General features: G+C 33.2%; 20 protein-coding genes. 12 read left to right on the forward strand and 8 right to left on the reverse strand.

Annotation, left to right across the window (positions count from 1 at the left end):
- Positions 1 to 213: 213 nt before the first annotated feature.
- A complete protein-coding gene (locus tag IW20_RS20015; protein ID WP_035626682.1) occupies positions 214 to 963 on the reverse strand; it encodes a DeoR/GlpR family DNA-binding transcription regulator in 750 nt (249 codons plus the stop codon).
- 84 nt (positions 964 to 1047) lie between these two features.
- Between IW20_RS20015 and IW20_RS20020 the strand changes: the two genes are divergently transcribed.
- Entirely contained in the window at positions 1048 to 1581 is a 534-nt protein-coding gene (locus IW20_RS20020) for a 5' nucleotidase, NT5C type (RefSeq protein ID WP_035626639.1), read from the forward strand.
- Positions 1582 to 1665: 84 nt separating this feature from the next.
- Here the strand turns inward: IW20_RS20020 and IW20_RS20025 are convergent, their stop codons facing one another.
- Both IW20_RS20025 and IW20_RS20030 read right to left on the reverse strand, forming a co-directional pair.
- Entirely contained in the window at positions 1666 to 2262 is a 597-nt protein-coding gene (locus IW20_RS20025) for a methyltransferase domain-containing protein (RefSeq protein ID WP_035626641.1), read from the reverse strand.
- The gene (locus tag IW20_RS20030) at positions 2259 to 2630 is read right to left on the reverse strand and encodes a glycine cleavage system protein H (protein ID WP_035626644.1); all 372 of its coding nucleotides are present in this window, start codon (positions 2628 to 2630) and stop codon (positions 2259 to 2261) included. Before IW20_RS20030 ends, IW20_RS20025 begins: the two co-directional genes overlap by 4 nt.
- Before the next feature lie 177 nt (positions 2631 to 2807).
- Between IW20_RS20030 and IW20_RS20035 the strand changes: the two genes are divergently transcribed.
- From IW20_RS20035 to IW20_RS20055, 5 genes are all read left to right on the forward strand, one after another.
- Positions 2808 to 3491 (forward strand): Crp/Fnr family transcriptional regulator, encoded by a 684-nt coding sequence (locus IW20_RS20035; RefSeq protein WP_035626647.1) that lies wholly within the window; start codon positions 2808 to 2810, stop codon positions 3489 to 3491.
- A gap of 314 nt (positions 3492 to 3805) precedes the next feature.
- Positions 3806 to 4678, forward strand: coding sequence for a helix-turn-helix domain-containing protein (locus tag IW20_RS20040; RefSeq protein ID WP_035626650.1), 873 nt, complete (start codon positions 3806 to 3808; stop codon positions 4676 to 4678).
- Positions 4679 to 4866: 188 nt separating this feature from the next.
- Complete coding sequence (locus IW20_RS20045) at positions 4867 to 5274, forward strand: (R)-mandelonitrile lyase (RefSeq protein WP_035626654.1); 408 nt, start codon at positions 4867 to 4869, stop codon at positions 5272 to 5274.
- Positions 5275 to 5463: 189 nt separating this feature from the next.
- Positions 5464 to 5868, forward strand: a complete 405-nt coding sequence (locus tag IW20_RS20050; RefSeq protein WP_035626657.1) for a cupin domain-containing protein — start codon at positions 5464 to 5466, stop codon at positions 5866 to 5868.
- A gap of 265 nt (positions 5869 to 6133) precedes the next feature.
- Positions 6134 to 7189, forward strand: a complete 1056-nt coding sequence (locus IW20_RS20055; RefSeq protein ID WP_035626660.1) for an NAD(P)-dependent alcohol dehydrogenase — start codon at positions 6134 to 6136, stop codon at positions 7187 to 7189.
- A 69-nt stretch (positions 7190 to 7258) separates the two neighbouring features.
- On the opposite strand, the gene IW20_RS20060 is transcribed toward IW20_RS20055, so the two are convergent.
- Positions 7259 to 8146, reverse strand: coding sequence for an SAM hydrolase/SAM-dependent halogenase family protein (locus IW20_RS20060; protein WP_051886023.1), 888 nt, complete (start codon positions 8144 to 8146; stop codon positions 7259 to 7261).
- A 187-nt stretch (positions 8147 to 8333) separates the two neighbouring features.
- Here IW20_RS20060 and mgtA point away from each other — a divergent pair, with 187 nt between their 5' ends.
- The 5 genes from mgtA (at position 8334) to IW20_RS20085 (ending at position 15985) form a co-directional block, all read left to right on the forward strand.
- On the forward strand, positions 8334 to 10886 hold the full coding sequence (gene mgtA, locus IW20_RS20065) for a magnesium-translocating P-type ATPase (protein ID WP_035626663.1): 2553 nt from the start codon (positions 8334 to 8336) through the stop codon (positions 10884 to 10886).
- Positions 10887 to 11364: 478 nt separating this feature from the next.
- Entirely contained in the window at positions 11365 to 12705 is a 1341-nt protein-coding gene (locus tag IW20_RS20070; RefSeq protein ID WP_240478518.1) for a TolC family protein, read from the forward strand.
- Positions 12706 to 12715: 10 nt separating this feature from the next.
- A complete protein-coding gene (locus IW20_RS20075) occupies positions 12716 to 13987 on the forward strand; it encodes an efflux RND transporter periplasmic adaptor subunit (protein WP_035626688.1) in 1272 nt (423 codons plus the stop codon).
- A gap of 29 nt (positions 13988 to 14016) precedes the next feature.
- Positions 14017 to 14778: an ABC transporter ATP-binding protein gene (locus tag IW20_RS20080; RefSeq protein WP_035626667.1), complete on the forward strand. Its 762-nt coding sequence runs from the start codon at positions 14017 to 14019 to the stop codon at positions 14776 to 14778.
- Positions 14765 to 15985: an ABC transporter permease gene (locus IW20_RS20085; protein ID WP_035626689.1), complete on the forward strand. Its 1221-nt coding sequence runs from the start codon at positions 14765 to 14767 to the stop codon at positions 15983 to 15985. The genes IW20_RS20080 and IW20_RS20085 overlap by 14 nt, the downstream gene beginning before the upstream one ends.
- A 197-nt stretch (positions 15986 to 16182) precedes the next feature.
- On the opposite strand, the gene IW20_RS20090 is transcribed toward IW20_RS20085, so the two are convergent.
- Positions 16183 to 17412 carry a DUF4374 domain-containing protein gene (locus IW20_RS20090; protein ID WP_035626669.1) on the reverse strand — a complete coding sequence of 410 codons (1230 nt, stop codon included), beginning with the start codon at positions 17410 to 17412 and terminating at the stop codon, positions 16183 to 16185.
- Positions 17413 to 17438: 26 nt separating this feature from the next.
- A complete protein-coding gene (locus IW20_RS20095) occupies positions 17439 to 19841 on the reverse strand; it encodes a TonB-dependent receptor (protein WP_035626671.1) in 2403 nt (800 codons plus the stop codon).
- Between the two features lie 108 nt (positions 19842 to 19949).
- On the opposite strand from IW20_RS20095, the gene IW20_RS20100 reads away from it, so the two are divergent.
- Positions 19950 to 20981 (forward strand): AraC family transcriptional regulator, encoded by a 1032-nt coding sequence (locus IW20_RS20100; protein ID WP_035626672.1) that lies wholly within the window; start codon positions 19950 to 19952, stop codon positions 20979 to 20981.
- Between the two features lie 238 nt (positions 20982 to 21219).
- Here IW20_RS20100 and rclC read toward each other — a convergent pair whose 3' ends face one another.
- Together rclC and IW20_RS20110 are read right to left on the reverse strand one after the other, a co-directional pair.
- Entirely contained in the window at positions 21220 to 21777 is a 558-nt protein-coding gene (rclC, locus tag IW20_RS20105) for a reactive chlorine resistance membrane protein RclC (RefSeq protein ID WP_035626674.1), read from the reverse strand.
- Between the two features lie 78 nt (positions 21778 to 21855).
- A partial coding sequence (locus IW20_RS20110) for a helix-turn-helix domain-containing protein (protein WP_394363657.1) occupies positions 21856 to 22671 on the reverse strand: 816 nt, incomplete at its 5' end.

Raw genomic sequence — 22671 nt, forward strand, 5'->3', positions numbered from 1 at the left:
TATAGTGTATGGCTGGATTAGCTCCTTATTAATAATATGTCCAGCCGTTTAAAAAAAATATTTAACACATAGAAACATAGATTTTAAAAGTAAAAAAGAAAGCGAAGAGAAATTTTTTTCTTTCTCATAGTTTGCTCAGTGTTTTTTTTGATAAGTGAAACGCCTTTTTTTGAGAATAGAAAAATCTATGTTTCTATGTGTTAAGTTTAGATTCTAGACTATTGTTATACCTGCGTCTTTGTATGGTTTTAATGGTTCATCTTCGGGTGAAATGTTTGTTACCAGGATATTAATGTCTTTGATTGGGCAAACAAAATAGGCTTCGGCTGTTCCTACTTTTTCGATAGAACTTAATGCGATAACAAAATTTGAGTTTTGTATCATGTTCTTTTTAATTTGCGAATCATCGTATATAACACCTGTAATTCCGCGTTCGTGATGTATGCTGCAAACTCCCAAAATGCATACATCGGCTCTAAAGTTTCTGAAGAAATCGATTGTTTCGATACTAGATGTTGCAAAGGATGTTTTGCACATTTTTCCGCCTGCAAAAATGAGATCAATATTAGGTAAATCTTCTATTAATGCAGCAACCGGAAAGCTGTTTGTAATGACTGTTATTTTTAAATCATACGGAAAACTTGCCACTAATGCTACAGAGGTTGTTCCGCCATCGATAAATACGACCTGACCATCTTTTAGGAGTGATATTGCTTTTTCGGCAATGATTTTTTTGCTTTCTAGATCGTGTTTTTCTCTATTCCTGTAATGTAATGGTATTGGCGATGGAGCAACTGCACCGCCTCGCACTGCTTTGAGTAATCCTTGATCGGAAAGTTCTTTTACATCTCGTCTTACGGTGTCTTCGGATACGTTTAAGTATTCGCTAAGTTCTATTAACGTTACTCTGTGCTCTTTTGAGAGGTATTCTAAAATTACGCTCTGACGTTCTTCCTTTTTCATTTGTTGCAAATTTATATTGCAAAAATAAGTTAAAATTGCAATATATTGCAATTTTTGCATAAATTTGTCGCAAAATAATTTATCATGAATAAGAAAACAATTGCCATTGATATGGATGGCGTGCTTGCGGATATTGAAGCGCATTTAATTACGTATTATAATAACGAATTTGGAACTGCGATTACAAAAGAGAGTATTCAGGGGTTAACAGAAGAAGAAGCTTTTAAAGAAAGAGTTACTTTGCGCAGGATTTTAAATACGGAGAATTTTTTTAGAACATTGCCTGTAATGCCTAATGCTGTAGAGAGTTTAATGAAATTACAGGAAAATTATGAGCTCTTTATAGTTTCTGCAGCAATGGAATTTCCGATGTCTCTTTCTGAAAAAGTATTTTGGCTTGAGGAGCATTTTCCTTTTATAAAATGGGAAAATATTATTTTATGCGGTAGCAAAAGAATCATTAATACAGATTATATGATTGATGATCATGCTAAGAATCTGGATTATTGCATGGGAAAACCTATTATGTTTACGGCGTTTCATAATGTAAATCAAACGCATCATTTAAGAGTAAACAATTGGAAAGAGGTTGTTACCGTTTTAAACGAAGCAGTTTAACTAATTGGCTTTATCATTAAGATAGAAAAACTGCCCTAAAAATCATTTTCGGGCAGTTTTTTTGATTTAAATTGTGGTAAAGAATCAGGATTTTTTCTTCCAGAAGTTTAATATTCCGTCGCAGGCAGATTCTTCGAGATCAAAGCTTTCTGGTATTTCCTCCCAAGTACTCCAATAAGTTACAAGCCTTGTGCCTTTGGGTGTTTTGCCCAATTGCTCTCGTACATAATTAGAATAGGTGTGAAACAATTCTTTCTCAGGAAGTATGATTTTATCGATAGGACATGTAATATCGATATTCTCGTAAAATGAATTATAGAAATAGAAGGCATCATAATCTGAAAATGAGATTTGATTAATGTTTGAATGAATAAATTCGACATTTCTTACATTGTGTTTCTCTGCTATTTTCTCTGCCACTTTTATAAGTGATTCTCTTTGTTCTACACCATAAAAGAAGCCTCTTGTAGAGGCAGCTCCTACCAGACAAAATTTTCCAGCTCCGGCACCAATATCTAATACCTTTTTGTAAGGCTTGTCGACTAGGTAATCGGCAGCGACTTTGGCTATTTCTACAGGAGTCCAATGTCGTTCAGAAAGTCTTTGAATGCGAGTTGGGTACAATTCATTGAATGTACTGTCTTCGATATCAATATTTTGTCTTAGGTGTTTGAAAATCATTTTATGAGTTGTATGTATTCTTGATTGGTTAAAAAAGTGCTATTATCTGTTGTAATAACTACTCTTAATAACCAATTATAATAAGAATCGGTATTAATATGTGATGCATTTTTTTCTAAGATACAATTTGTTGCTTTGATTTCACAATCTAGAGGGGAGATAAGGGTAAAAGTTTTATTTGTACCGTAAATAATCCCCCAGGTTTCGTCTTTTTTAATAGTGTTGCTTTTTAGGTTTAGTTCAATTGAATCTATTTTTCCAATTTCTTTTTGTGCATAATCTGTAAGGCCTATATAGAAATCGCATAATCCAATTTTTCGTAACCACAAATGGTCTTTAGTGTAATAAAGACTTTTAGGAATAAACATAATGTGTGTGTTTTATATTATATCATTTTATTGTAAAATGTATAATGTGACTTATTTTTTGAATAAAGCAAAGATAAGTAGCTTTAAAATAGAATATAACGACTAAAATGAAGCTTAAATTTGATTTAAATCAATATTTACAAACTAGCAAGGAAAATAGCGTAACTTTGATTTATTATGATATCAAAATTTATTTTTAATAACCAATATCTTCTAAATGAGCTTCCTGAACATGATAAGGACTTGCTCGAAGAGGTTATGCATAATAAAATGTATCGTAAACATGAAGCTATATTTACTGAAGGAACTTTGCCTACAGGTATTTTTTATGTAAAGTCTGGTAAGGTTAAGAAATACAAAGTAGATAATGATGGCAGGGAACAGATTATTTACATTTATAATCCCGGAGAATTCTTTGGTTATTCGGCTATTTTAAGCGAAGAGTCCTATGGTGATACTACGGTTGCGATCGAGAATGCTATAATCTCATTTATATCTAAAGATGATTTTATTAATATACTCAACACTTCGGTTGTGTTTTCCAGATTATTATTAAAGAGTTTAAGCCATGAATTTAGTGTTATGGCAAACTTAATGGCTGTATTATCGCAGCGAACGGTAAGGGAGCGTGTTGCTCTTAGTTTGCTGATACTACATGATAAGTATAAAATAGATGATACCGAAAAAGGTGTTTTTATAATGCTTTCCAGAGCTGACTTGGCTAATATGGCTGGTACTGCAAATGAGACATTGGCAAGAGTACTTCATGAGTTTAAAGAGGATAGCCTTATCTGGATGGAAGGTCGAAAAATACAATTACTGGATCTTAAACAGCTTACACTGATAGCCAATTTTTATTAGGCTGTTGTGCGTAATTAACCGCAAAGTTTTAATTCTATCTAACTTGTTTGCGAATGGAACGCGGATTAAACTGATTCGCTAGGGCGAAAACGCGGATTAAAACGGATTTTATTTTTGATTGTTTTTAAATCAGTTTTGATCCGCGGCTTTACTTTTGTAAATCCGTATTATCCGCGTCCCTTTATAGACAATCCTAAGTTAGCAACTTTTTGTCAAAGTCCTAAAATACTTTCTTTAAATCAGTGACAAATAAATAACCGCACCGTAGTAATAATTTCAGATTGATTTGTGTTTGAATTTCTTAACTTTGCATCATGGATAATCAAATTGTTACTCAGGCTTCGGATTTTACTACCAATGACTTAAAGTTAAAAGGCTTTAAGGTGTATGAAGTAAATAGTGGTGTTAATGCTGTTCCTACTTATAATCGTAGGGATTTTTATAAAATATGTATTAATACGAGCAAGAGTTTTATTCATTATGCCGACAGAGGCATTGAAACTGATGGTACGATATTGTTTTTTGGTAATCCTCATATTCCTTATTCGTGGGAAATTAAATCGCCCGCTTATAATGGTTATGCCTGTGTTTTTACCGAAGATTTTATAAAGAAACAAGATCGCTCCCAGAGTCTTAACGAATCTCCGTTGTTTAAGATAGGAGGAACGCCTATATTTTCTTTAACTGCTGAACAAGAAGTTTTTATTGCTACAATGTTTAAGAAAATGCTCTCGGAACAAGATACAGACTATATATTTAAGGATGATTTAATTCGTAATTATATCAATCTTATTATACATGAGACGCTTAAAATGCAACCTTCGGAAAATTTCTTTAAACATAAAAATGCATCTTCGAGAATAACAACTCTTTTTCTTGAACTCTTAGAGAGACAATTCCCTATCGAAACTAAGAACCAACCGCTTAAGTTAAAAACGCCACAGGATTACGCTCAGAATCTTGCTGTACACGTAAACCATCTGAATCGTTCGGTAAGAGAAATTACAGGAAAATCGACCACAGCACATATTACCGAAAGAATAATTGGTGAAGCAAAAGCACTCTTGCAACATACTGATTGGAGTATTGCAGACATCGGATATTCGTTAGGATTTGAATATCCTAGCTACTTTAATAATTACTTTAAAAGACTCACAGGAACAATACCTAAAACTTTAAGAGTGTAATATTGTTTGATATTCTTAATTTTTTGTTTGATAATCGTTATATCTGTATGTCTTTGCGAAAGTAAATTTGCATTGAAATAATTAGTATTAACCAATGTTAGATTGTTTAGCTAAATAATATGGTCGAAGGTATCATTGACCACTACTTCAAAATTTAGTTTCTATCTGATGTCTAAAACAGAATAATTATGAAAGAACAAATCAATAATACAATTTTCCCAAAAGGAGATCCCGCACCAGCAGATTATTTTACTGGTAATGCATGGGTAAAAACGCTTGTTCCTGATAATCGTGCGCTAAACGTTGTTATGGGAAATGTAGTTTTTGAACCCGGAGCAAGAAACAACTGGCATACTCATCCTGGAGGTCAAGTTCTTATAGTTACTCATGGAATTGGGTACTATCAGGAAGAAGGAAAAGCCATTCAGTTACTTAATGTAGGTGATGTTGTTTCTATTTTACCAGATGTAAAACATTGGCATGGTGCATCTCCAGAGAGTGAATTTACTCATATAGCAATAAGTACCAATACTCAAAATGGTATTGTAGATTGGCTAGAAAGAGTAACCGACGAACAATACAATAGCTTTAAATAATTTTAAAGTATAGGTGTGTTGTTTTATCCAATATTACCTTAAAAACAAGCTTTAAAAAAGTAATTCTTAAATTATCGGTCTCTGTCTTATTATGAGATAATATTTTGTAATTTTCTGTTTTTAAAATGGTTACGGTTTTTATTGGGTTAGCATTAAATAATAAATTAAACTACAACAAATAACTAATTTATGTCAACACATTATACAACAGTTATCGAAGAAGGAATAGTCCCAACTAAATATACTACCGGCGAGGTTTCTTATAAAAAACGCACTAGCGATATTCAGCCACGTAATACTACTATAAAAGAGGTTGCTTTTGAGCCTGGCTCTAGAAATAACTGGCATACCAACTCGGCATTGCAATTACTTGTTGCGACGGAAGGCGTTGGGTATTTTCAGGAAAGAGGTACACCAATACGATTAATACGCAAAGGCGAAGTTCTTACTGTTTTGCCTGGAGTTGAGCATTGGTACGGTGCAACACCAAATAGCCGATTCTCGCATATAGCAATTATTACCGAGATTGATAAAGGTATCGGAACTTGGATGGAACAAGTAACCGATGAAGAATACAACAGTTTTTCTAAATAATTTTCGCAACGCATTCCCGTTGGGTTAAAATTATAAAAATGATTATTCAACACATAGAAACATAGATTTAAAATAATATTAAAAGTGTTTCTAGAAAATCATGATTTTTCGCATAGTGCTATGCGATTTATTGTTGAGTGAAACGTCTTTTTTTAGATTTTGTAAACTATGATTCTATGTGTTAAAAAATAATTACTCAATAAGTGTGTTTATATTAAAAAACTGAATTTGATTATAAATAAGAATTAAATATAACTATTAAACTATGGAAACAAAAAACATAAAAGCATTTGGTACTGAAGCTGCTGAAGCTCCATTAAAAACATTAAACATTAAACGTAGAGCGGTAACTACTCATGATGTCGAAATTGATATTTTATATTGCGGAATTTGTCATTCTGATCTTCATTCGGCTAGAAATGAATGGCACGGTACAATTTACCCAATAGTTCCGGGACACGAAATTGTGGGTAGAGTAACTAAAGTTGGAGAACATGTAAAAAACTTTAAAGTTGGAGATTTAGCTGGAGTAGGATGTATGGTCGATTCTTGTAGAGAATGTGAGCATTGCAAGGATGATTTAGAGCAGTTTTGTGATGCTGGAAGCACACTTACATTCAACTCTCCTGATACGCATCTTGGCGGACAAACTTTTGGCGGATATTCTGAAAGTGTAGTTGTAGACGAAAGCTTCGTACTTCGTGTATCAGATAAATTAGATCTTGCTGGAGTCGCGCCTTTACTTTGTGCTGGTATTACAACTTATTCTCCTTTAAAACACTGGAAAGTTGGTCCTGGACAAAAAGTAGGTATCGTAGGTATTGGTGGTTTAGGACACATGGGGATTAAAATTGCAAAAGCAATGGGAGCTCATGTTGTAGTTTTTACCACTTCATTATCTAAAACCGAAGACGCTAAACGTTTAGGAGCAGATGAAGTTGTATTATCTAGCGACGCTGAGCAAATGGCTAAACATGCTAAAAGCCTTCACTTTATTTTAGATTGTGTATCGGCTCAACATGATATCGACGCTTATCTAAATTTACTTAGAGTAGATGGAACACTTACTTTAGTTGGTGCTCCGATGGATCCACTTCCTGTAACATCATTTAGCCTTATATTAGGCAGAAGAAGTTTCTCAGGTTCTCTTATTGGTGGAATCGCCGAAACTCAGGAAATGCTTGATTTTTGCGCGAAGCATAATATCACTGCCGATATTGAATTAATTGGTGTAAATGACGTAAATAACGCTTACGAAAGATTATTAAAAGGTGATATAAAATACCGCTTTGTAATAGATATGGCTTCTCTTAAAAACTAGAGAATTCTAAAAACCAGAAAAAGGTGTTCATTGTAATAATGAACACCTTTTTTTATTTAATAATTCAGGCTATTTGCTAATTGTAATACTCCAATTAGCTCCGCTATAAATTTTATATTTTTCAGAAAAATTACCTTGGTTTACTGCCAATGAAAAGTTTAAAAGGCTATTAAAGTAGCAAACATCAATTCCGAGTTTAACCTCGCCAAAAGTATGTACCAGTTTTAGTTTTCCGTCATATACTTTTTTAGCTCCATCGAAGATTTGAATTTTTACAAAATCTCCTGCTTTCAAATCTAAATTGGCAAATGTCTTTTTATCGATATTCGTCCAGACATTCCCATATTGAATATCTAAAATAGGGATTCCACCTTTGATAATTCCTTTCTCATAAACAGGTTTTTGATAGTCTATTTTCACTACTTCATTAGGTAGTTTTGGTCCAACTTGGTCAAAAGTAATTGTTTTTGATGCCAAACGTGCGCCTGTATAAGCATATACATCACGACCATGAAAGGTATATGATTCACTCGAATCCTGACGACGGTTTTTGACTTCGTCAATCTCGCGAATCTCTTGAATGCCCAATTGTTCTGCTATCAAAGTTAAAGTTCCGTTGTCTGGAGTTACAAAATAATGACCAGATTTAGTTAGCAATACAACCGAATGTCTTGCAGTTCCAACACCTGGATCACAAACTGAAACAAACACCGTTCCTGCGGGATAATATTGGGCTGTTTGTGATAGGCGATAAGCGGCTTCCCATATATTATATGCTGGGATTTCGTGTGTTAAATCGAATATCTTCAGATCGGTAGAAACACCCATTGCAACTCCTTTCATAGCTGATACTGCACCGTCTTTTAATCCAAAATCGGACTGAAAAACCAAAACGTTATTCTGCGAAAAGCTGTTAAAAGTAACTGCACACAAAAAAAGTAATAATCGTAGTTTCATTTTTTATGTTATTTAGTGATAGAGATTTAACCGCAAAGGTCGCAAAGATTTACGCAAAGATTGCAAAGTTTTAGTCTGAATATGTTGATTACTGAATTAATCATTCTTTAGAAATTGTTCTACAAAAAATATTCTAAAATTTTATAAGTTATTGATTATCTTTATGTAAACCATTAATTTGTGATTTATGGAAAGCAAGTCTGATGTTGAAAATAGTTTTTGGAATTTAAGCATAGATGATGCTTATCGTAAGTTAGATGCAAGTCCTAAAGGGCTGAACGATTCAGAGGTTGCACGAAGGCTCAAGCAATACGGACCTAATACATTAAAGAACAATGCCAATACTTCGATGTTTATACTGTTTCTTTCGCAGTTTAAAAGTTCAATTACCTTATTACTTATCGTTGCAGCCATATTATCTGCTGGTTTAGGAGATATATCAGATACTTTGATTATTCTCTGTATCATATTATTAAGTAGTCTTCTTGGCTTTTGGCAGGAAAAAGGAGCTGCAAATGCGGTAAAAGAACTACTAAAAATGGTTCGGCTAAAGTGCAGAGTTATAAGAAACGGTGATTCAAAAGAAGTTGCTGTAGAAGAAGTCGTTCCGGGAGACGTGGTAACTTTATCTGCGGGAGATATTATTCCTGGGGATTGTCTGATTTTGGATTCTAAAGAATTATTTGTTGATGAAGCTGCTTTTACCGGAGAAACTTTCCCTGTAGAAAAGAGTAGTGGCGAACCGCTGCCTGTAAATACAGTACTCTCTAAAAGAAGTAATACCTTGTTTATGGGAGCAAGTGTTATAAGCGGAAAAGCAACTGCACTTGTTATGGCAACTGCAAAACAAACCGAATTCGGAAAAATATCTACTAATCTTCAGTTAAGAGCACCCGAAACCGATTTTGAACTCGGAATACGCAAATTTGGGTACTTATTAATGGAGGTTACCTTAATTCTTGTAATCATTATTTTTGGTGTAAACGTATTTTTACACAAACCTATTCTCGATTCATTTTTGTTTTCTCTTGCACTGGCAGTAGGGTTAACACCGCAATTGCTTCCTGCAATTATAAGTGTAAATCTTTCGACAGGAGCAAAAAGAATGGCAAAATTACAGGTTATTGTAAAGCGTCTTTCGTCTATAGAAAATATCGGAAGCATGAATATTCTTTGTTCTGATAAAACAGGTACGATTACCCAAGGAAAAGTAAACTTAAAAGATACCTTGGATATCGAAGGAAACCACAATGATAAAGTATTGCAATACGCTTGGATAAATGCATCGATGCAACAAGGATTTCGCAATCCCATAGACGAAGCAATATGTATATCGTATAAAGAAACCACCACTACATATATAGCCCAATCGGAGATTCCGTATGATTTTATCCGAAAACGTTTAACGATTGTAGTAAAGGGAGATAAAGAGAACTTGGCTATTACCAAAGGAGCGCTAAACTCTATATTATCGATTTGTACGCATGCTGAAGTTTCTGACGGGAAATTATCGGATATATCAGAATCTAAAGCATCTATATTAAAACAATATCAAGAATTAAGCGAAGCAGGTTTTAGAACTTTGGGTGTAGCCTATAAACCTGTTACTGATGCAAATGATTTTACACGTGATGACGAAAAAGAAATGGTTTTCCTAGGATTTATCACCTTGTTTGATCCTCCTAAACCAAACGTTGAGGAAATAATCAATAAATTAAATACGCTGGGTGTAAAGCTTAAAATTATTACAGGAGATAATGCGCTTGTAGCAAAAAGTCTAGCCTTGCAAGTAGGAATTAAAAAGCCAAAAATACTTACTGGTGCCGAATTACAAAAAATGACCAAAGCAGCGTTAATGCGTCAGGCAATAGATACCGATATTTTTGCCGAAGTAGAACCCAATCAAAAAGAACGTATTATTTCTATATTAAAAAGTAGCGGTAATGTAGTAGGATTTATGGGCGATGGTATTAATGATGCTCCCGCATTGCATACTGCCGATGTTGGTATATCAGTAGATACAGCTGTAGATGTTGCTAAGGAAGCTGCAGATATCGTATTATTAAGTCAGGATTTGGGAGTTTTGACAAATGGTATTATCGAAGGACGAAAAACGTTTACCAATACCATGAAATATATTTTTATGGCTACCAGTGCCAATTTCGGAAATATGTTTAGTATGGCTGGAGCTTCGTTATTTCTTCCGTTTTTACCCTTATTACCCAAACAAATTTTATTGACAAATCTCTTAACGGATTTTCCAGAAATGGCAATTGCAACCGACCGTGTTGATGATCTTAATATACAAGCACCACAGCGTTGGGATATTTCTTTCATCAGGAAATTTATGATTGTTTTCGGGTTATTAAGCTCCGTATTCGATTTCTTGATGTTTGGTATTCTGTTGTTTATTTTTCATGCTAAGGAGAAAGAATTTCAAACTGCATGGTTTATAGAATCTGTAATTTCTGCAACATTAATTGTACTTGTGGTACGAACCCGTTTACCATTTTTTAAGAGCTTACCAGGTAAGTATTTGTGTATTGCGACTGCTATAATTGTATTGTTTGTGCTCGTGTTACCATTTACACCATTATCTACATGGTTTGATTTTGTTAAACTACCCTTTGTAATCTATATATGGATGTTTTTATTAATAACAACCTACATAATATCAGCCGAAATTGTCAAGCATAAGTTCTATAAAGTCATGATAAAAAAGCATAGAAAGAACCATTAATTTATTATTTGGTTTCAAATTATAAAATAGAACACGAGATGTTTTTAAAATGAAACTTATTAATCGTTGGTTTTCAGCAGAATAATTGTCCTAGGATCTTTAGTCGTCTAAGATGAATTAAATCTTTAGTTTGTTTTTTTGTTAGCTTGAAAATGATAACCATATAAGTTATGTAAGTTCATTTAAAGAGAGTGTTTAAAAGCTTATTTTCTTAAATAAATTATATGGTTCAAAATAGTTTTATGGAATTTCTGTTGAATTAATTTATCGTTTATTTATGATTGCAATAGTTTTATTTAAGGAAAAGTGTTAAAATAATCGTTATATTTGATATGATTATTCGTTTTGGACAATGTTACTATGAATAATGTACCAAATCCCCCTTTTTTAGTCAAATCCATATTACGCTCAAAGCAAATTTTTCTTATCTAAGACTCAGGTTACAATTTATATTTCTTAATTTAAATTAATTACAAGTATGAGGTCATTTATGATAAATACTTTAATGGCGATTTTGATTATTAATTCCGTGTGTATTAGTGCACAAACTATCGAACCTAATCAATTGCCTGTAGTATGGAATTTAGAACAATGTATTGCATATTCTAAGCAGCAAAACATTCAGATTAACACGTTACGTTTAACAACAAAATCTACAGAACAAGATTTGTTGTTATCTAAGGCAGCAAAGTATCCTAATCTTTTAGGCAACGCTTCGCAAACATTTACTAATGCAAAAAATGCCGATTTAGTAGTAGGAGGTTTCCAAACCCAATCGAGTTTTGCGGGTAATTATTCTTTAGGATCTTCGATGGTTTTATACAACGGAGGTTATTTAAATAATGATGTTAAGCAGAAAGAATTATTTATAAAATCGGCACAATTTAATGCCGAAGCTGCCGAAAATGATGTTACTGTACTTATTACACAAGCTTATTTAACGATTCTTTTGGCAAAAGAAAATAGCGTGTATTTAGGTGAAATTGTCGAAACTTCGAAAGCGCAACTCAAACTAGGTGAACTCAAATATAATGCAGGAAGCATTGCCAAGAAAGACTTTGTTTTATTAAAAGCACAACTCGCTACAGATAATTATAATTTAATCGCTTCGCAGAATAACGAACGCCAAAATGTATTGACTTTAAAACAGTTATTACAACTTCCGTCAGGATATAATTTAAATATTCAGAAACCAGAAACTTTGGTTACAACCTTACCGGTAATAAATCTAGAAGATGCTCAGAAATTAGCATTAGAACAGCGACCAGAAATAAAAAGCAGCCAATTAGATAGGGACGCAGCCGATTTGGAATTATCAAAATCTAAAGCAGGTTTTATACCTACACTTAGCGCAAGCGGGACATTGGCTTCGGGATATTCAGATAATCAAACAACTCCATTTACATCACAGCTAGATAATAATTTTTATCAGCGTGCAGGACTTACTTTATCTATTCCAGTATTTAATAATCGGATAGCCAAAACAAGTGTCGAAAAATCAAAAATAGCAGTAGATCAATCTAAACTCAATCTTACTAATACAGAAACGTTGCTTTCGCAAAAAGTAGAACAAGCTTATATAAATGTACTCAATGCACAATCTCAGTTTGCCGCAGCACAAGAACAATTAGACGCTAATACAGAAAATTATCGCATTGCAAACGAACAATTAAGACTAGGCGGAATTAGTACGGTAGATTATCTTTTGGAGAAGAATTTATATGTTCAGGCGTATCAAAATTTTATACAATCAAAATTTAATGCTGTCGTGAGTTTAAAAATATATGATTTCTATAAAGGAGATCCAATCAAACTATAAAATTATAAAAATGAAAAAAAGTAAATTAATAATCATTATCATCATCGGATTATTACTTATAGGTTGCATCGGGTACTTTATCTTTCATAAAGATAATAATACGGTTGAACTGATTACAGAGAAATCCCATTATGGAGATGTAGCAACGAGTGTAACGGCAACGGGAAAAATTCAGCCTGTAGATACCGTTGCAGTAGGAACACAAGTATCGGGTACCATCCAGAAGGTATTTGTCGACTTTAATTCGGTTGTAAAAAAAGGACAATTATTGGCTCAAATAGATCAATCCTTATTGCTTGCACAAGTAGAGCAAACAACTGCCAATTTGCAATTATCAAGGAGTAATTTAAGTTACCAATTATCTAATTTTAACAGACAGTCAGAATTGTACAAAGCGGGAGGAATTAGTAAAGCCGATTACGAAACTGCCCGAAACCAGTACGAAGTTGCCCGAGATAATGTAAATAGTGTTGCAGCGCAATTAAAATCAGTTCAAAAAAGTCTTTCGTTTACCAATATATTTTCGCCAATTGATGGAACAGTTTTATCTAGAAAAGTTAGTGAAGGGCAAACGGTAGCTGCAAGTTTAAATACGCCAACGTTATTTAGTATTGCCAAAGATCTTACCAAAATGCAAGTTCAGGCATCGGTTGATGAGGCTGATGTTGGGAATGTAAAAGTAGGCGAGAGTGCGAGTTTTACCGTTGATGCTTTTCCTGATGATGTTTTTAAAGGAACAGTAATCGAAGTACGGTTGCAACCAACAATTTCTTCGAATGTGGTTACGTATACAACCATTATTAATGCTCCAAATGATGATTTAAAGCTAAAACCCGGAATGACGGCCAATATCATAATTTATACCAAAGAAGTAAAAAATGCATTGCTTATTTCTGCGAAAGCAATTGCTTTTCAGCCCGATTCGACTTTAGGAAAGCAATTTAAAATCAGGAAAATATTTCTAGGAAATAATAGCAAGAATAAAGGTAGCGGAGGTAGTTATAAGAATAAAACAAATACGGCTTCATTAGGTAATAAACCTCAAAATGATACTGTAGATCATAAGAAAGCTATTGTATGGAAAAAAGTTGGAGATTCGATTATACCGAAACATATAAAAATTGGATTAGATGATGATGTTAATGTACAAGTAATTAAAGGTATAACAGCACAAGATGAAATTATTACCGGAGTTAATTCCTTAAAACAATCTAAGAACTCTAAAGGAGCCGATTCGAGTCCGTTTATACCAAAGCGTGGCGGCGGCTCAGGAAAAAAATAATAGTATTTGAGAAGATAAAATAGAAAGTGATGGGAAAAAAGATTCTGGAAATACAAGACTTAATAAGAGAATTCACGATGGGATCTGAAACAGTTAGAGCCTTAAAAGGTATTTCTTTTGATGTTATGGAAGGGGAGTTTCTAACCATTATGGGAAGTAGTGGTTCTGGGAAAACTACGTTACTTAATATTTTGGGATGTTTAGATAAACCTACAGGCGGGAATTATTTATTAGATGAGGTAAATGTAAAATCATTATCTAAAAATGAACTGGCAGCACTGAGAAACACAAAGATTGGTTTTATTTTTCAATCCTATAATCTCTTGGCACGAACTTCGGCTATAGAGAATGTAGAACTCCCATTATTATACAATTCTAAAGTTTCTACCAAAGAAAGAAGAGAAAAAGCCATTCATGCATTAGAAGCTGTAAAATTAGCTGATCGTTTAGATCATTTTCCTAATCAACTTTCTGGAGGACAACAGCAGCGTGTTGCAATTGCCAGAGCATTAGTAAATGATCCTGTAATGATTCTTGCCGACGAAGCCACGGGAAATCTAGATACCAGAACTTCTTATGAAATCATGGCTTTAATCCAGGAACTAAATTCACAAGGGAAAACAATAATTTTTGTAACACACGAGCCAGATATTGCTGCTTTTAGCAACAGAACGGTTACACTTAGAGACGGGAGAATAATTAAAGATTTTAATAACCAAAACATAAAATCTGCTAAACAAATGCTTGCAGATTTTCGTGTAGATGAAGATTATAAATATGAAAATAGCTAATCTTTTTCTAATAGCCCTAAAAGCTTTACGCCGTAATAAACTTCGAGCATTATTAACAATGCTAGGAATTATTATTGGGGTGGCTTCTGTAATTGCAATGGTTGCGATAGGGCAAGGGTCTAAAAAAAGTATTCAGGATCAATTATCGAGTATGGGATCTAATATGATTACAATTAGACCTAATAGTAATGTTACGGCGGGAGCACGTTTAGATATATCTAGCGTTCAGACTTTAACCCTTAGTGATGTTGATGCTCTAAAGAAAGAATCTAAACATTTAAACGCTATTTCTCCTGCCGTATCTAGTAAAGGGCAAGCAATAAATGGCTCTCTTAACTGGCCAACTACAATGCAAGGCGTAAGTATAGATTATTTAAAAATTAGAGATTGGCCGCTAAAAGAAGGAATTGCTTTTAGAGAATCGGATATTCATACAGCCAATAAAGTTTGCTTGATTGGGCAAACTGTTGTAGATAATATTTTTCCTTACGGAGCAAACCCTATAGGGCAGATAATTCGGTTTAACAAAATACCATTCCGTATTATTGGTATATTAGAGTCTAAAGGAGAAAATGCATTCGGACAAGATCAGGATGATATTATCATTTCCCCTTTTACGACAGTGCAAAAAAGAATAACAAACTCTATTTACTTGCAAAACATCTACGCATCTACAGCCGATGAAAGTCAGACACAATTAGCCACAGACGAAATAGAGCAAATTATGCGTACAGCACATCGATTAAAAGCCAAAGATGAGGATGATTTTTCGGTACGAACACAAGCAGAATTAATTAATACATTTAGTTCTACAAGTCAGTTATTAACGGTATTACTAACGGCTATTTCGGGAATTTCTCTTTTAATAGGCGGAATCGGAATCATGAATATCATGTACGTTTCGGTTACGGAGCGAACTAAAGAAATAGGATTACGAATGTCTATTGGGGCAAACGGAAGAGATATATTATTGCAATTTCTGGTCGAGGCAATTCTGATTAGTTTAACAGGAGGATTGATAGGGATTGTTTTAGGAATAATTGCATCAGAACTGATTCAATATTTTTTGCATTGGCCTACATTAATTTCAGAATCTTCGGTTATACTTTCGTTTTTGGTTTGTGCTATAACAGGAATCTTTTTTGGATATTATCCTGCATTAAAAGCATCAAAACTAGATCCGATAGAAGCCTTACATTATGAATAATTTCTATATTAAGATAACAATAAATTATTTCCTGAATCATCTTTATACGCCGATATTCAGAGGTTTTCTTCGGGTTAACTCCTCTAAATTTAAAATTAACAGGAGTCTTAATAATGTTTTGTAAACAATCTATGATATTGCTAAACAAAACTTTTTATAAAATGCCGTTTCGATTTGAAACGGCACTTTTAATCACATTAATATTTTAATTTAGCAATAGCAGTAATTTCTCCACCTTCTACTTTCATACCTTTTGTAGCAACTCCTGTTGCGCCATTAATTGTATAAATCCAGTTTCCGTCAGGTGTATTAATACCTAATATAAGTGAGTTATTATCTTCTGTTGCAATATTATATCTTGTAGTAGTTGAGTTAATTGCTGTAGGTCCATTAGTAACCCAAGTAAAAGTTTGTGCATACACATCGGCTACAGCCAATTTAGGAATTCCTTTGTTTGTACCTGCATCACCAAACATTTGTAATAATACTTTTCCTTTACCAATATAACTGCTTGATGAGATTTTATATCCACCAGACTTTTCTTGTACATTAAAGAAATATGTCTTATCAAATTCTGTAGTTCCTTTTTTAATTTTTACAACCGCAGATGGTTTAGTCGATGTTACAACTGCATTATTTGTTGCTGCTGCGCTAGAGAATCCATAAGCATCTCCGTTTTCATCTTGAATCAATCCATTTGTAAAATAAGCTCCTAAGTAACTTGTACGGTTATCTTTAATTACTTTTTCTAATTTTAATTCTGGGTAGTTGTATACCGCAACCCATGTACTATCTGGATATTTAGTTCCAAAATTATCTACACCATCTCCTTTAATACTCATATATGGCATATATACTTTATCTCCTACTTGTGTTGCCCAAGTATAAAATGCTCTCTCACCGTTTTTAGCTAAGATTTTAGTATCCTGTTGTACCTGACCTGTGATAAGTGATGTTGTAGCATCAATTTTGAACATAGATGCAAGAGATGTAGCTCCACTTCTTGGTACTTTTATCGTTAGAATATCTTTGTTTACAGCTGTAAAAACCTGTACTGTTTCAGCCTGAAAGTTTGATGTTTTAACCAATTTACCCTCAGCAGATAATGCGTAAGAAGTTACTGCTCCAGGATTTCCTTGTCCATAAAGTAAACTAAAAAATTTGTTTTGGTTTGTAATATAATAACGGTATGAACCGTCTTGCTCTAATCCGTTACCCTGAGTTGTAATAGATCCTTTAGTTACATCATCTGCAGTTAATAAATAATCTGCAACTCCTGCTGCTCCGGTAGTAACTGTAACGATGTATTTTGTTTTATCTGTTCCTTGACTTGGTGCTCCATCTGGTGAGCTAGAGTCACTGCTACAAGAAAATGACGTAAAAGCTATTAAAGCTGCGAATATCGCTAATGTGCTAGTTTTTTTCATAATGGTTATTGTTTGATTTATTTGAATTATTTATTTGATTTGGTAAAGAAATACCTGAATTTTATATTGAATGATCGACTTGGTTTTTGCAACGAGAAGTTGTCGTAAAGTTTATTATCCAAAGCATTTCTGCACTCTAAGGCAATGTTATATTTTCCGTCTGCAAAAGTGTAAACTGCATTTATATCGTGGTTCATTTGCATTGGGATATCAAATTTTCCAACCTTACCACCGCTACTTGGCCAATACAAATAATAGTCGTGTACGTATAATAAATTATATCCAACAGATAAGTTATTCCCTTTCTTTATGAAGTCATTAAAGTATACAGTAGCATCAGCATTACCGAATAAGAAAGGGATATTAGGCACTCTATCTTTATAATTTAAAGACACAATTTCTTTACCTGGCTCATATTTGGTATTGTTGCGAAGATTTTGATATGTCATATTCACACCTGCAGTAAACCTGTTTTTGTATGAATATCTTATTTCTCCATCTATACCGTAATTTGAAATTCCTTTTTGATTTACATTGGTAGTCATCGTTTGATTTAAATTCAGCTCAGGGCGAATAAAATCTGTTGCCTCACGATACATAAAATTCACATCAAATGTCATCGCATTTACTTTTCTGAAGCTAGTTTGATAACTTAATCCAACATTAAAATTATTGCTGGTTTCAGGTTTTAAAGCAATATTACCAGCTAAATTGTCATTCACATTTCCGAACATTTCTTCTGGAGATGGCAATCTGTAACTTTTTTCGAAAGAACCTTTTACTTGTAAATTGTGCTTTAAATAATAACTACTTGCAGCACCATATCCCCAATACACATTATTATCTTCATGCTTACGATAAGCAATATCTCCTGTATTTCCTGAAGGATTATAACTTTCAGAATAAGTGTTTTTTAAAGCGTAATTTTTAACAAATACGGATGTACTCCATTTTTCGTTATAATCGAATTTATAACCTGCACCCAGAATATTTTTTTGAGATTTCTTCGGCTGCTGATATAGTAGTGATTCAGGAACTAACTCATCACTTTCTTTACGATCAAATGTGTTAAAAGTATTGTTCAGCATAAACGAATGTCTATCGTTTAGACGGTAAGTGAAGTTTGCAGTAGCGATTCCGCTATTATTTTTGAATTTACGTAATGTACGGCTACGCTCCCCTCCTAAACCACCTCCGGGAGGTACTATATAATCACCAAACCAGTTATATCGTCTATAAACTGTATCAACATTTTGCTCTTCGCCAAAATTAAAATTACCTGTAACACTAACGTCTAATCCTTTTGTAAGGAAATCTTTTAGCTGATATTTTACACTTGGCATTAAGATATTTCCTTTGCGATACACTTGTCCGAAGACGCTTACCATACGTGCTCCTGTTTGTATATCTGCTTTATTCTCACCAGCCGTAAATCCAAATAATAATTTATCAGCATATTTTTTGCCTGTTACACCAATATTAAATATTACGGTCTCGTTACGGTATTTGTCATGAAATCTTCTTACTCGCTGATTAGGATAATATGCTCCTGTATTTAAATCGGCAGCATCTACATTTACCCAATAATTATTGTCTGAATAATTCTGAAATGCATTAATTTCGGTAGTAAAACCACTCTTTGCTGTATAACCTGCATTTATAGCCGTACGGTGTGTATTAAATGATCCAAAAGAATAAGAAGCATCCAGATAAGTACGCGGTTTAGAATTGGTAACAATATTAATTGCTCCTCCTAATGCATCTCCTCCTAACCAAATAGGCACAACTCCTTTGTAAACTTCTATTCTATCGGCAAGATTTATTGGAATATTATTCATCTGAAATGATGATCCAAAATTATCCATAGGTACGCCATCAATAAACATTTTAATCTGATTTCCTGAAAAACCATTAATAGCTAACTCAGATTTAGAACCAACTCCTCCCGATTCACGAACACGAACACCCGAAACTCTGTCTAAAGCATGAGATAAATCTAATGTAGAATTGTGTAGTTTTTTTGCATCGATTGCTGTTACGCTATAAGATTGTTTATTTATTTTTTCTGTTTGGGTACGTCCCATTACAGTTATATTTTCTAATTCGTTTAATTCACTTTCTAAACGAACTGAGAAAATTATTTCGTTTGTTCCTTTAACTTCGATATGTTTTTTGGAAGTTGAAAACCCTATTGCAGAAACTTTTAAAATATAATTTCCTACTGCAACATTCTTAAAATTATATTTTCCGTTTTCATCAGACATTATGATAAAATCTGTTTTTTCCAGACTTACTGTTGCAAACGGAATACTTTGTCCTGAACTCTCCGAAATCTGTCCTGAGACTGCTATACCCTTATTTTGTTGGGCAAATGAAAAGAAGGAAACTAAAAAAATTATACTGAAAATTGAAAATTTATGAGTTGGCATATTTTTACTTAGACTAATTATAAATAACTTTGTCGCAAAAGTACCACGGACGTCTCCTTTTTATATAGGGAAAAACGGATTATTATTTTGTAAAAACGGATTATTATTTTGAAAATTAAATCGAAACTTCTCAGTCATAAACATCCAATAATTTCTATTGCTGTTCACGATGGCTATGACCCAAAAAGTCAGCTATCGGCCGAAAATATATTTATAAAAAATGAATCTTTAGAAGAAATAAAAAGCCACCATTTAATAACCGATGGTCTTGTTATTCTCGATACTCAGATGTATTTTTCGGAACCACAAACAGCATTATTTGAGATTACTTGTGAGTCGATTGTAATGAATTTTATATGCTGTAATAATGTCGAAACTCACATTGATCAGCTAGAAACTGAAAAATATTCGAGAGAAAATACTCATAATATTTTCTATACATCAAATTATAAAGCAACTTTTAAAATTCCTGCATTTGAGCAAATAAATTACTTTTCGATAATTCTGTCAAAGGATTTTTATTATAATATTATCAATGAAGACTGGGAACTTCATCAAAAATTCTCAAAGAATATTCTATTAAAGAAATCTAGTTATTTAACTTCAAAATATAGTCCCTTTACATCATCGATACAATGGGTAATTCATGAAATTAAAAATTGCAATCGTCAAGGCGTTTTAAAAAGAATGTATATCGAAACCAAAATTAAGGAGCTATTAATTTTTCAATTGGAATCTCTTGTCGAAAAAACAATTCCCGACGATCTAATAGATGAAGAAGATTATATTAAGCTGCAAGAAGCCAAAATAATATTGGACAGAGATTATGTTCATGCTCCTACTCTTCCTGAACTCTCCAGGATGATTTCGCTTAATGAATTTAAGCTAAAAAAAGGATTTAAGGTCTGTTTTGGCACTACTGTAAAGAGCTATATTATTGAGCTAAGGATGAAACATGCCAAGGAATTATTTAAATCTAAATCGATAAGTGTTAGCGAAGTGGCTTATAAATGTGGTTACAAAGATGTGTCGCATTTCTCAGCTGCTTTTAAAACTTATTATGGGTTTTCTCCCCAAAAATTTAAACTTAATTGGAATAAAATTACTTCTTGGTTATCTGGTTTTTTATTGCTTGGTTAACTGTAATTATTGCATTTATTTGCCATAAATTGTCTATAAAGGAACGCGGATGATACAGATTCGCTTAAGCGAAAACACGGATTAAAACGGATTTTTTCCTTCTCGATACTTCGGATTGGGATTAGTTGAAAAATCAGTTTTAATCTGCGTCTTTACTTTTGTAAATCCGTGTCATCCGCGTTCCTATCACAAACTGTAAGAAGAAAAGTTGGAATCTTTTATGATGTAGATTATAGAATTATTTACTTTGGGTAATTATTCTTCTGGCACAATCGGAAGCACATAATAAGCCTCCTGCCATCATAATAATATCTTTAATAACCAATCGTCCAGCTCCTGATAAATAAGGGAATCCGTGTGTTGCGCTACCTAAATCGGGAACCCAAGTTTCGGGCGTAGTAATTAAAAAGGTTAGTGTAACCAATGCCATTCCAGCAGTAAGAATTCCTCCTGCGAGTCCTATACGAGCATTAAAAATTCCGAATAAAGTTAGTAATCCTATAATTATAATTACAGTACCTAATGCGTAAGAAAAGATATAAGTACCATTCTCGATATGCCATTTTATATTTTCCTCTACTACTTCTCCTTCTTTGTTTTTGTGGTCTTTATACTCACTCGGATTGTTATAAAAGAAACTCATTAATGGGCTATTTGCAACAAAAGGTACAATCCCGTCTGCTTCATATTGAAAAGCTTTTAGTCCTCCAATCCAAACCATTACTATAAAAATGGCTATTCGCATTAAGTTAAAAAACTGATTTTGTAAATTTGATAAGGTCGATAATATGTTCATACTTTTATTTTTTAAGATGTTTACATTTTAAAGCCAAAATTAACAACTCCATAACCCGCTCACAATGGACAAATATGGCTATTCCCTAGACGAATCTGCTACAATAGATATGCCGACATTTTCCCGAAATGCTGTAGGTGTAATGCCTGTATGTTTTTTAAAATAACGACTGAAATAATTTTCATCATCAAAATTTAATTCTGCTGCAATTTGTTTCATGCTTTTATAACTAAGATGAATTAACTTTTTTGCCTCTAGAATTACTCTTTCTTGAATTAATGTAGATGGTGTTTTTAGAAAATACTGCTTGCATAATTTCGAAAAATTATTTGGGGAAATTCCCATTTGCGTAGCATAAAAAGAGGGTTGTCTTTCTTTACGAAAGTTGTTTTCTAATAAATCTTTAAACTGAATTAATGGATGATGTATGTTCTTTTCCTCATGAACAAGATTATCTTCCGACTTAATTTTACTGCATAATGCTAATATCAATTGCAAATATGAACGAACTACTGCCATGCCGTAACTACTAGTGTTTTCAAGCGCTGCAATTAGTTTCCCTAAAATATAATCTAACTCGATATAATCTTCTGGCTCAAGATTTACGTAAGGTTGCTGATATATATTATTGAATAAAAGTCCGTTACAAGCTACTTCTTTTTTATGATATTCGATACAATAAAAATCGCCATGAAATTGTAATCTTCGTGTTTTAATAGGCTTTTTGGTATCAAAATGAATGATTTGATATGGCGTTGCAAACAATATAATTTTGCCCTCAAAAGTATATTCTACCAAGTCTACGCTTACTTTTCCTTCGCCTTCTAAAAGAAAAATGCTATACATGGGCGAACTACCATACTGATTTATATAATCTGTATCGCATTCCTGGAC

The organism is Flavobacterium hydatis (genome assembly GCF_000737695.1).
In the GTDB taxonomy this organism is placed as follows: domain Bacteria; phylum Bacteroidota; class Bacteroidia; order Flavobacteriales; family Flavobacteriaceae; genus Flavobacterium; species Flavobacterium hydatis.

Bases quoted from the DNA above. Each gene is read 5' to 3' on its own strand.
- rclC (WP_035626674.1), bottom strand. From the start codon at position 21,777: ATGAACATATTATCGACCTTATCAAATTTACAAAATCAGTTTTTTAAC.
- mgtA (WP_035626663.1), top strand. From the start codon at position 8,334: ATGGAAAGCAAGTCTGATGTTGAAAATAGTTTTTGGAATTTAAGCATA.
- IW20_RS20035 (WP_035626647.1), top strand. From the start codon at position 2,808: ATGATATCAAAATTTATTTTTAATAACCAATATCTTCTAAATGAGCTT.
- IW20_RS20030 (WP_035626644.1), bottom strand. From the start codon at position 2,630: ATGTTTATTCCTAAAAGTCTTTATTACACTAAAGACCATTTGTGGTTA.
- IW20_RS20070 (WP_240478518.1), top strand. From the start codon at position 11,365: ATGAGGTCATTTATGATAAATACTTTAATGGCGATTTTGATTATTAAT.
- IW20_RS20020 (WP_035626639.1), top strand. From the start codon at position 1,048: ATGAATAAGAAAACAATTGCCATTGATATGGATGGCGTGCTTGCGGAT.
- IW20_RS20095 (WP_035626671.1), bottom strand. From the start codon at position 19,841: ATGCCAACTCATAAATTTTCAATTTTCAGTATAATTTTTTTAGTTTCC.
- IW20_RS20045 (WP_035626654.1), top strand. From the start codon at position 4,867: ATGAAAGAACAAATCAATAATACAATTTTCCCAAAAGGAGATCCCGCA.
- IW20_RS20040 (WP_035626650.1), top strand. From the start codon at position 3,806: ATGGATAATCAAATTGTTACTCAGGCTTCGGATTTTACTACCAATGAC.
- IW20_RS20060 (WP_051886023.1), bottom strand. From the start codon at position 8,146: ATGAAACTACGATTATTACTTTTTTTGTGTGCAGTTACTTTTAACAGC.
- IW20_RS20025 (WP_035626641.1), bottom strand. From the start codon at position 2,262: ATGATTTTCAAACACCTAAGACAAAATATTGATATCGAAGACAGTACA.
- IW20_RS20075 (WP_035626688.1), top strand. From the start codon at position 12,716: ATGAAAAAAAGTAAATTAATAATCATTATCATCATCGGATTATTACTT.
- IW20_RS20090 (WP_035626669.1), bottom strand. From the start codon at position 17,412: ATGAAAAAAACTAGCACATTAGCGATATTCGCAGCTTTAATAGCTTTT.
- IW20_RS20050 (WP_035626657.1), top strand. From the start codon at position 5,464: ATGTCAACACATTATACAACAGTTATCGAAGAAGGAATAGTCCCAACT.
- IW20_RS20085 (WP_035626689.1), top strand. From the start codon at position 14,765: ATGAAAATAGCTAATCTTTTTCTAATAGCCCTAAAAGCTTTACGCCGT.
- IW20_RS20015 (WP_035626682.1), bottom strand. From the start codon at position 963: ATGAAAAAGGAAGAACGTCAGAGCGTAATTTTAGAATACCTCTCAAAA.
- IW20_RS20055 (WP_035626660.1), top strand. From the start codon at position 6,134: ATGGAAACAAAAAACATAAAAGCATTTGGTACTGAAGCTGCTGAAGCT.
- IW20_RS20080 (WP_035626667.1), top strand. From the start codon at position 14,017: ATGGGAAAAAAGATTCTGGAAATACAAGACTTAATAAGAGAATTCACG.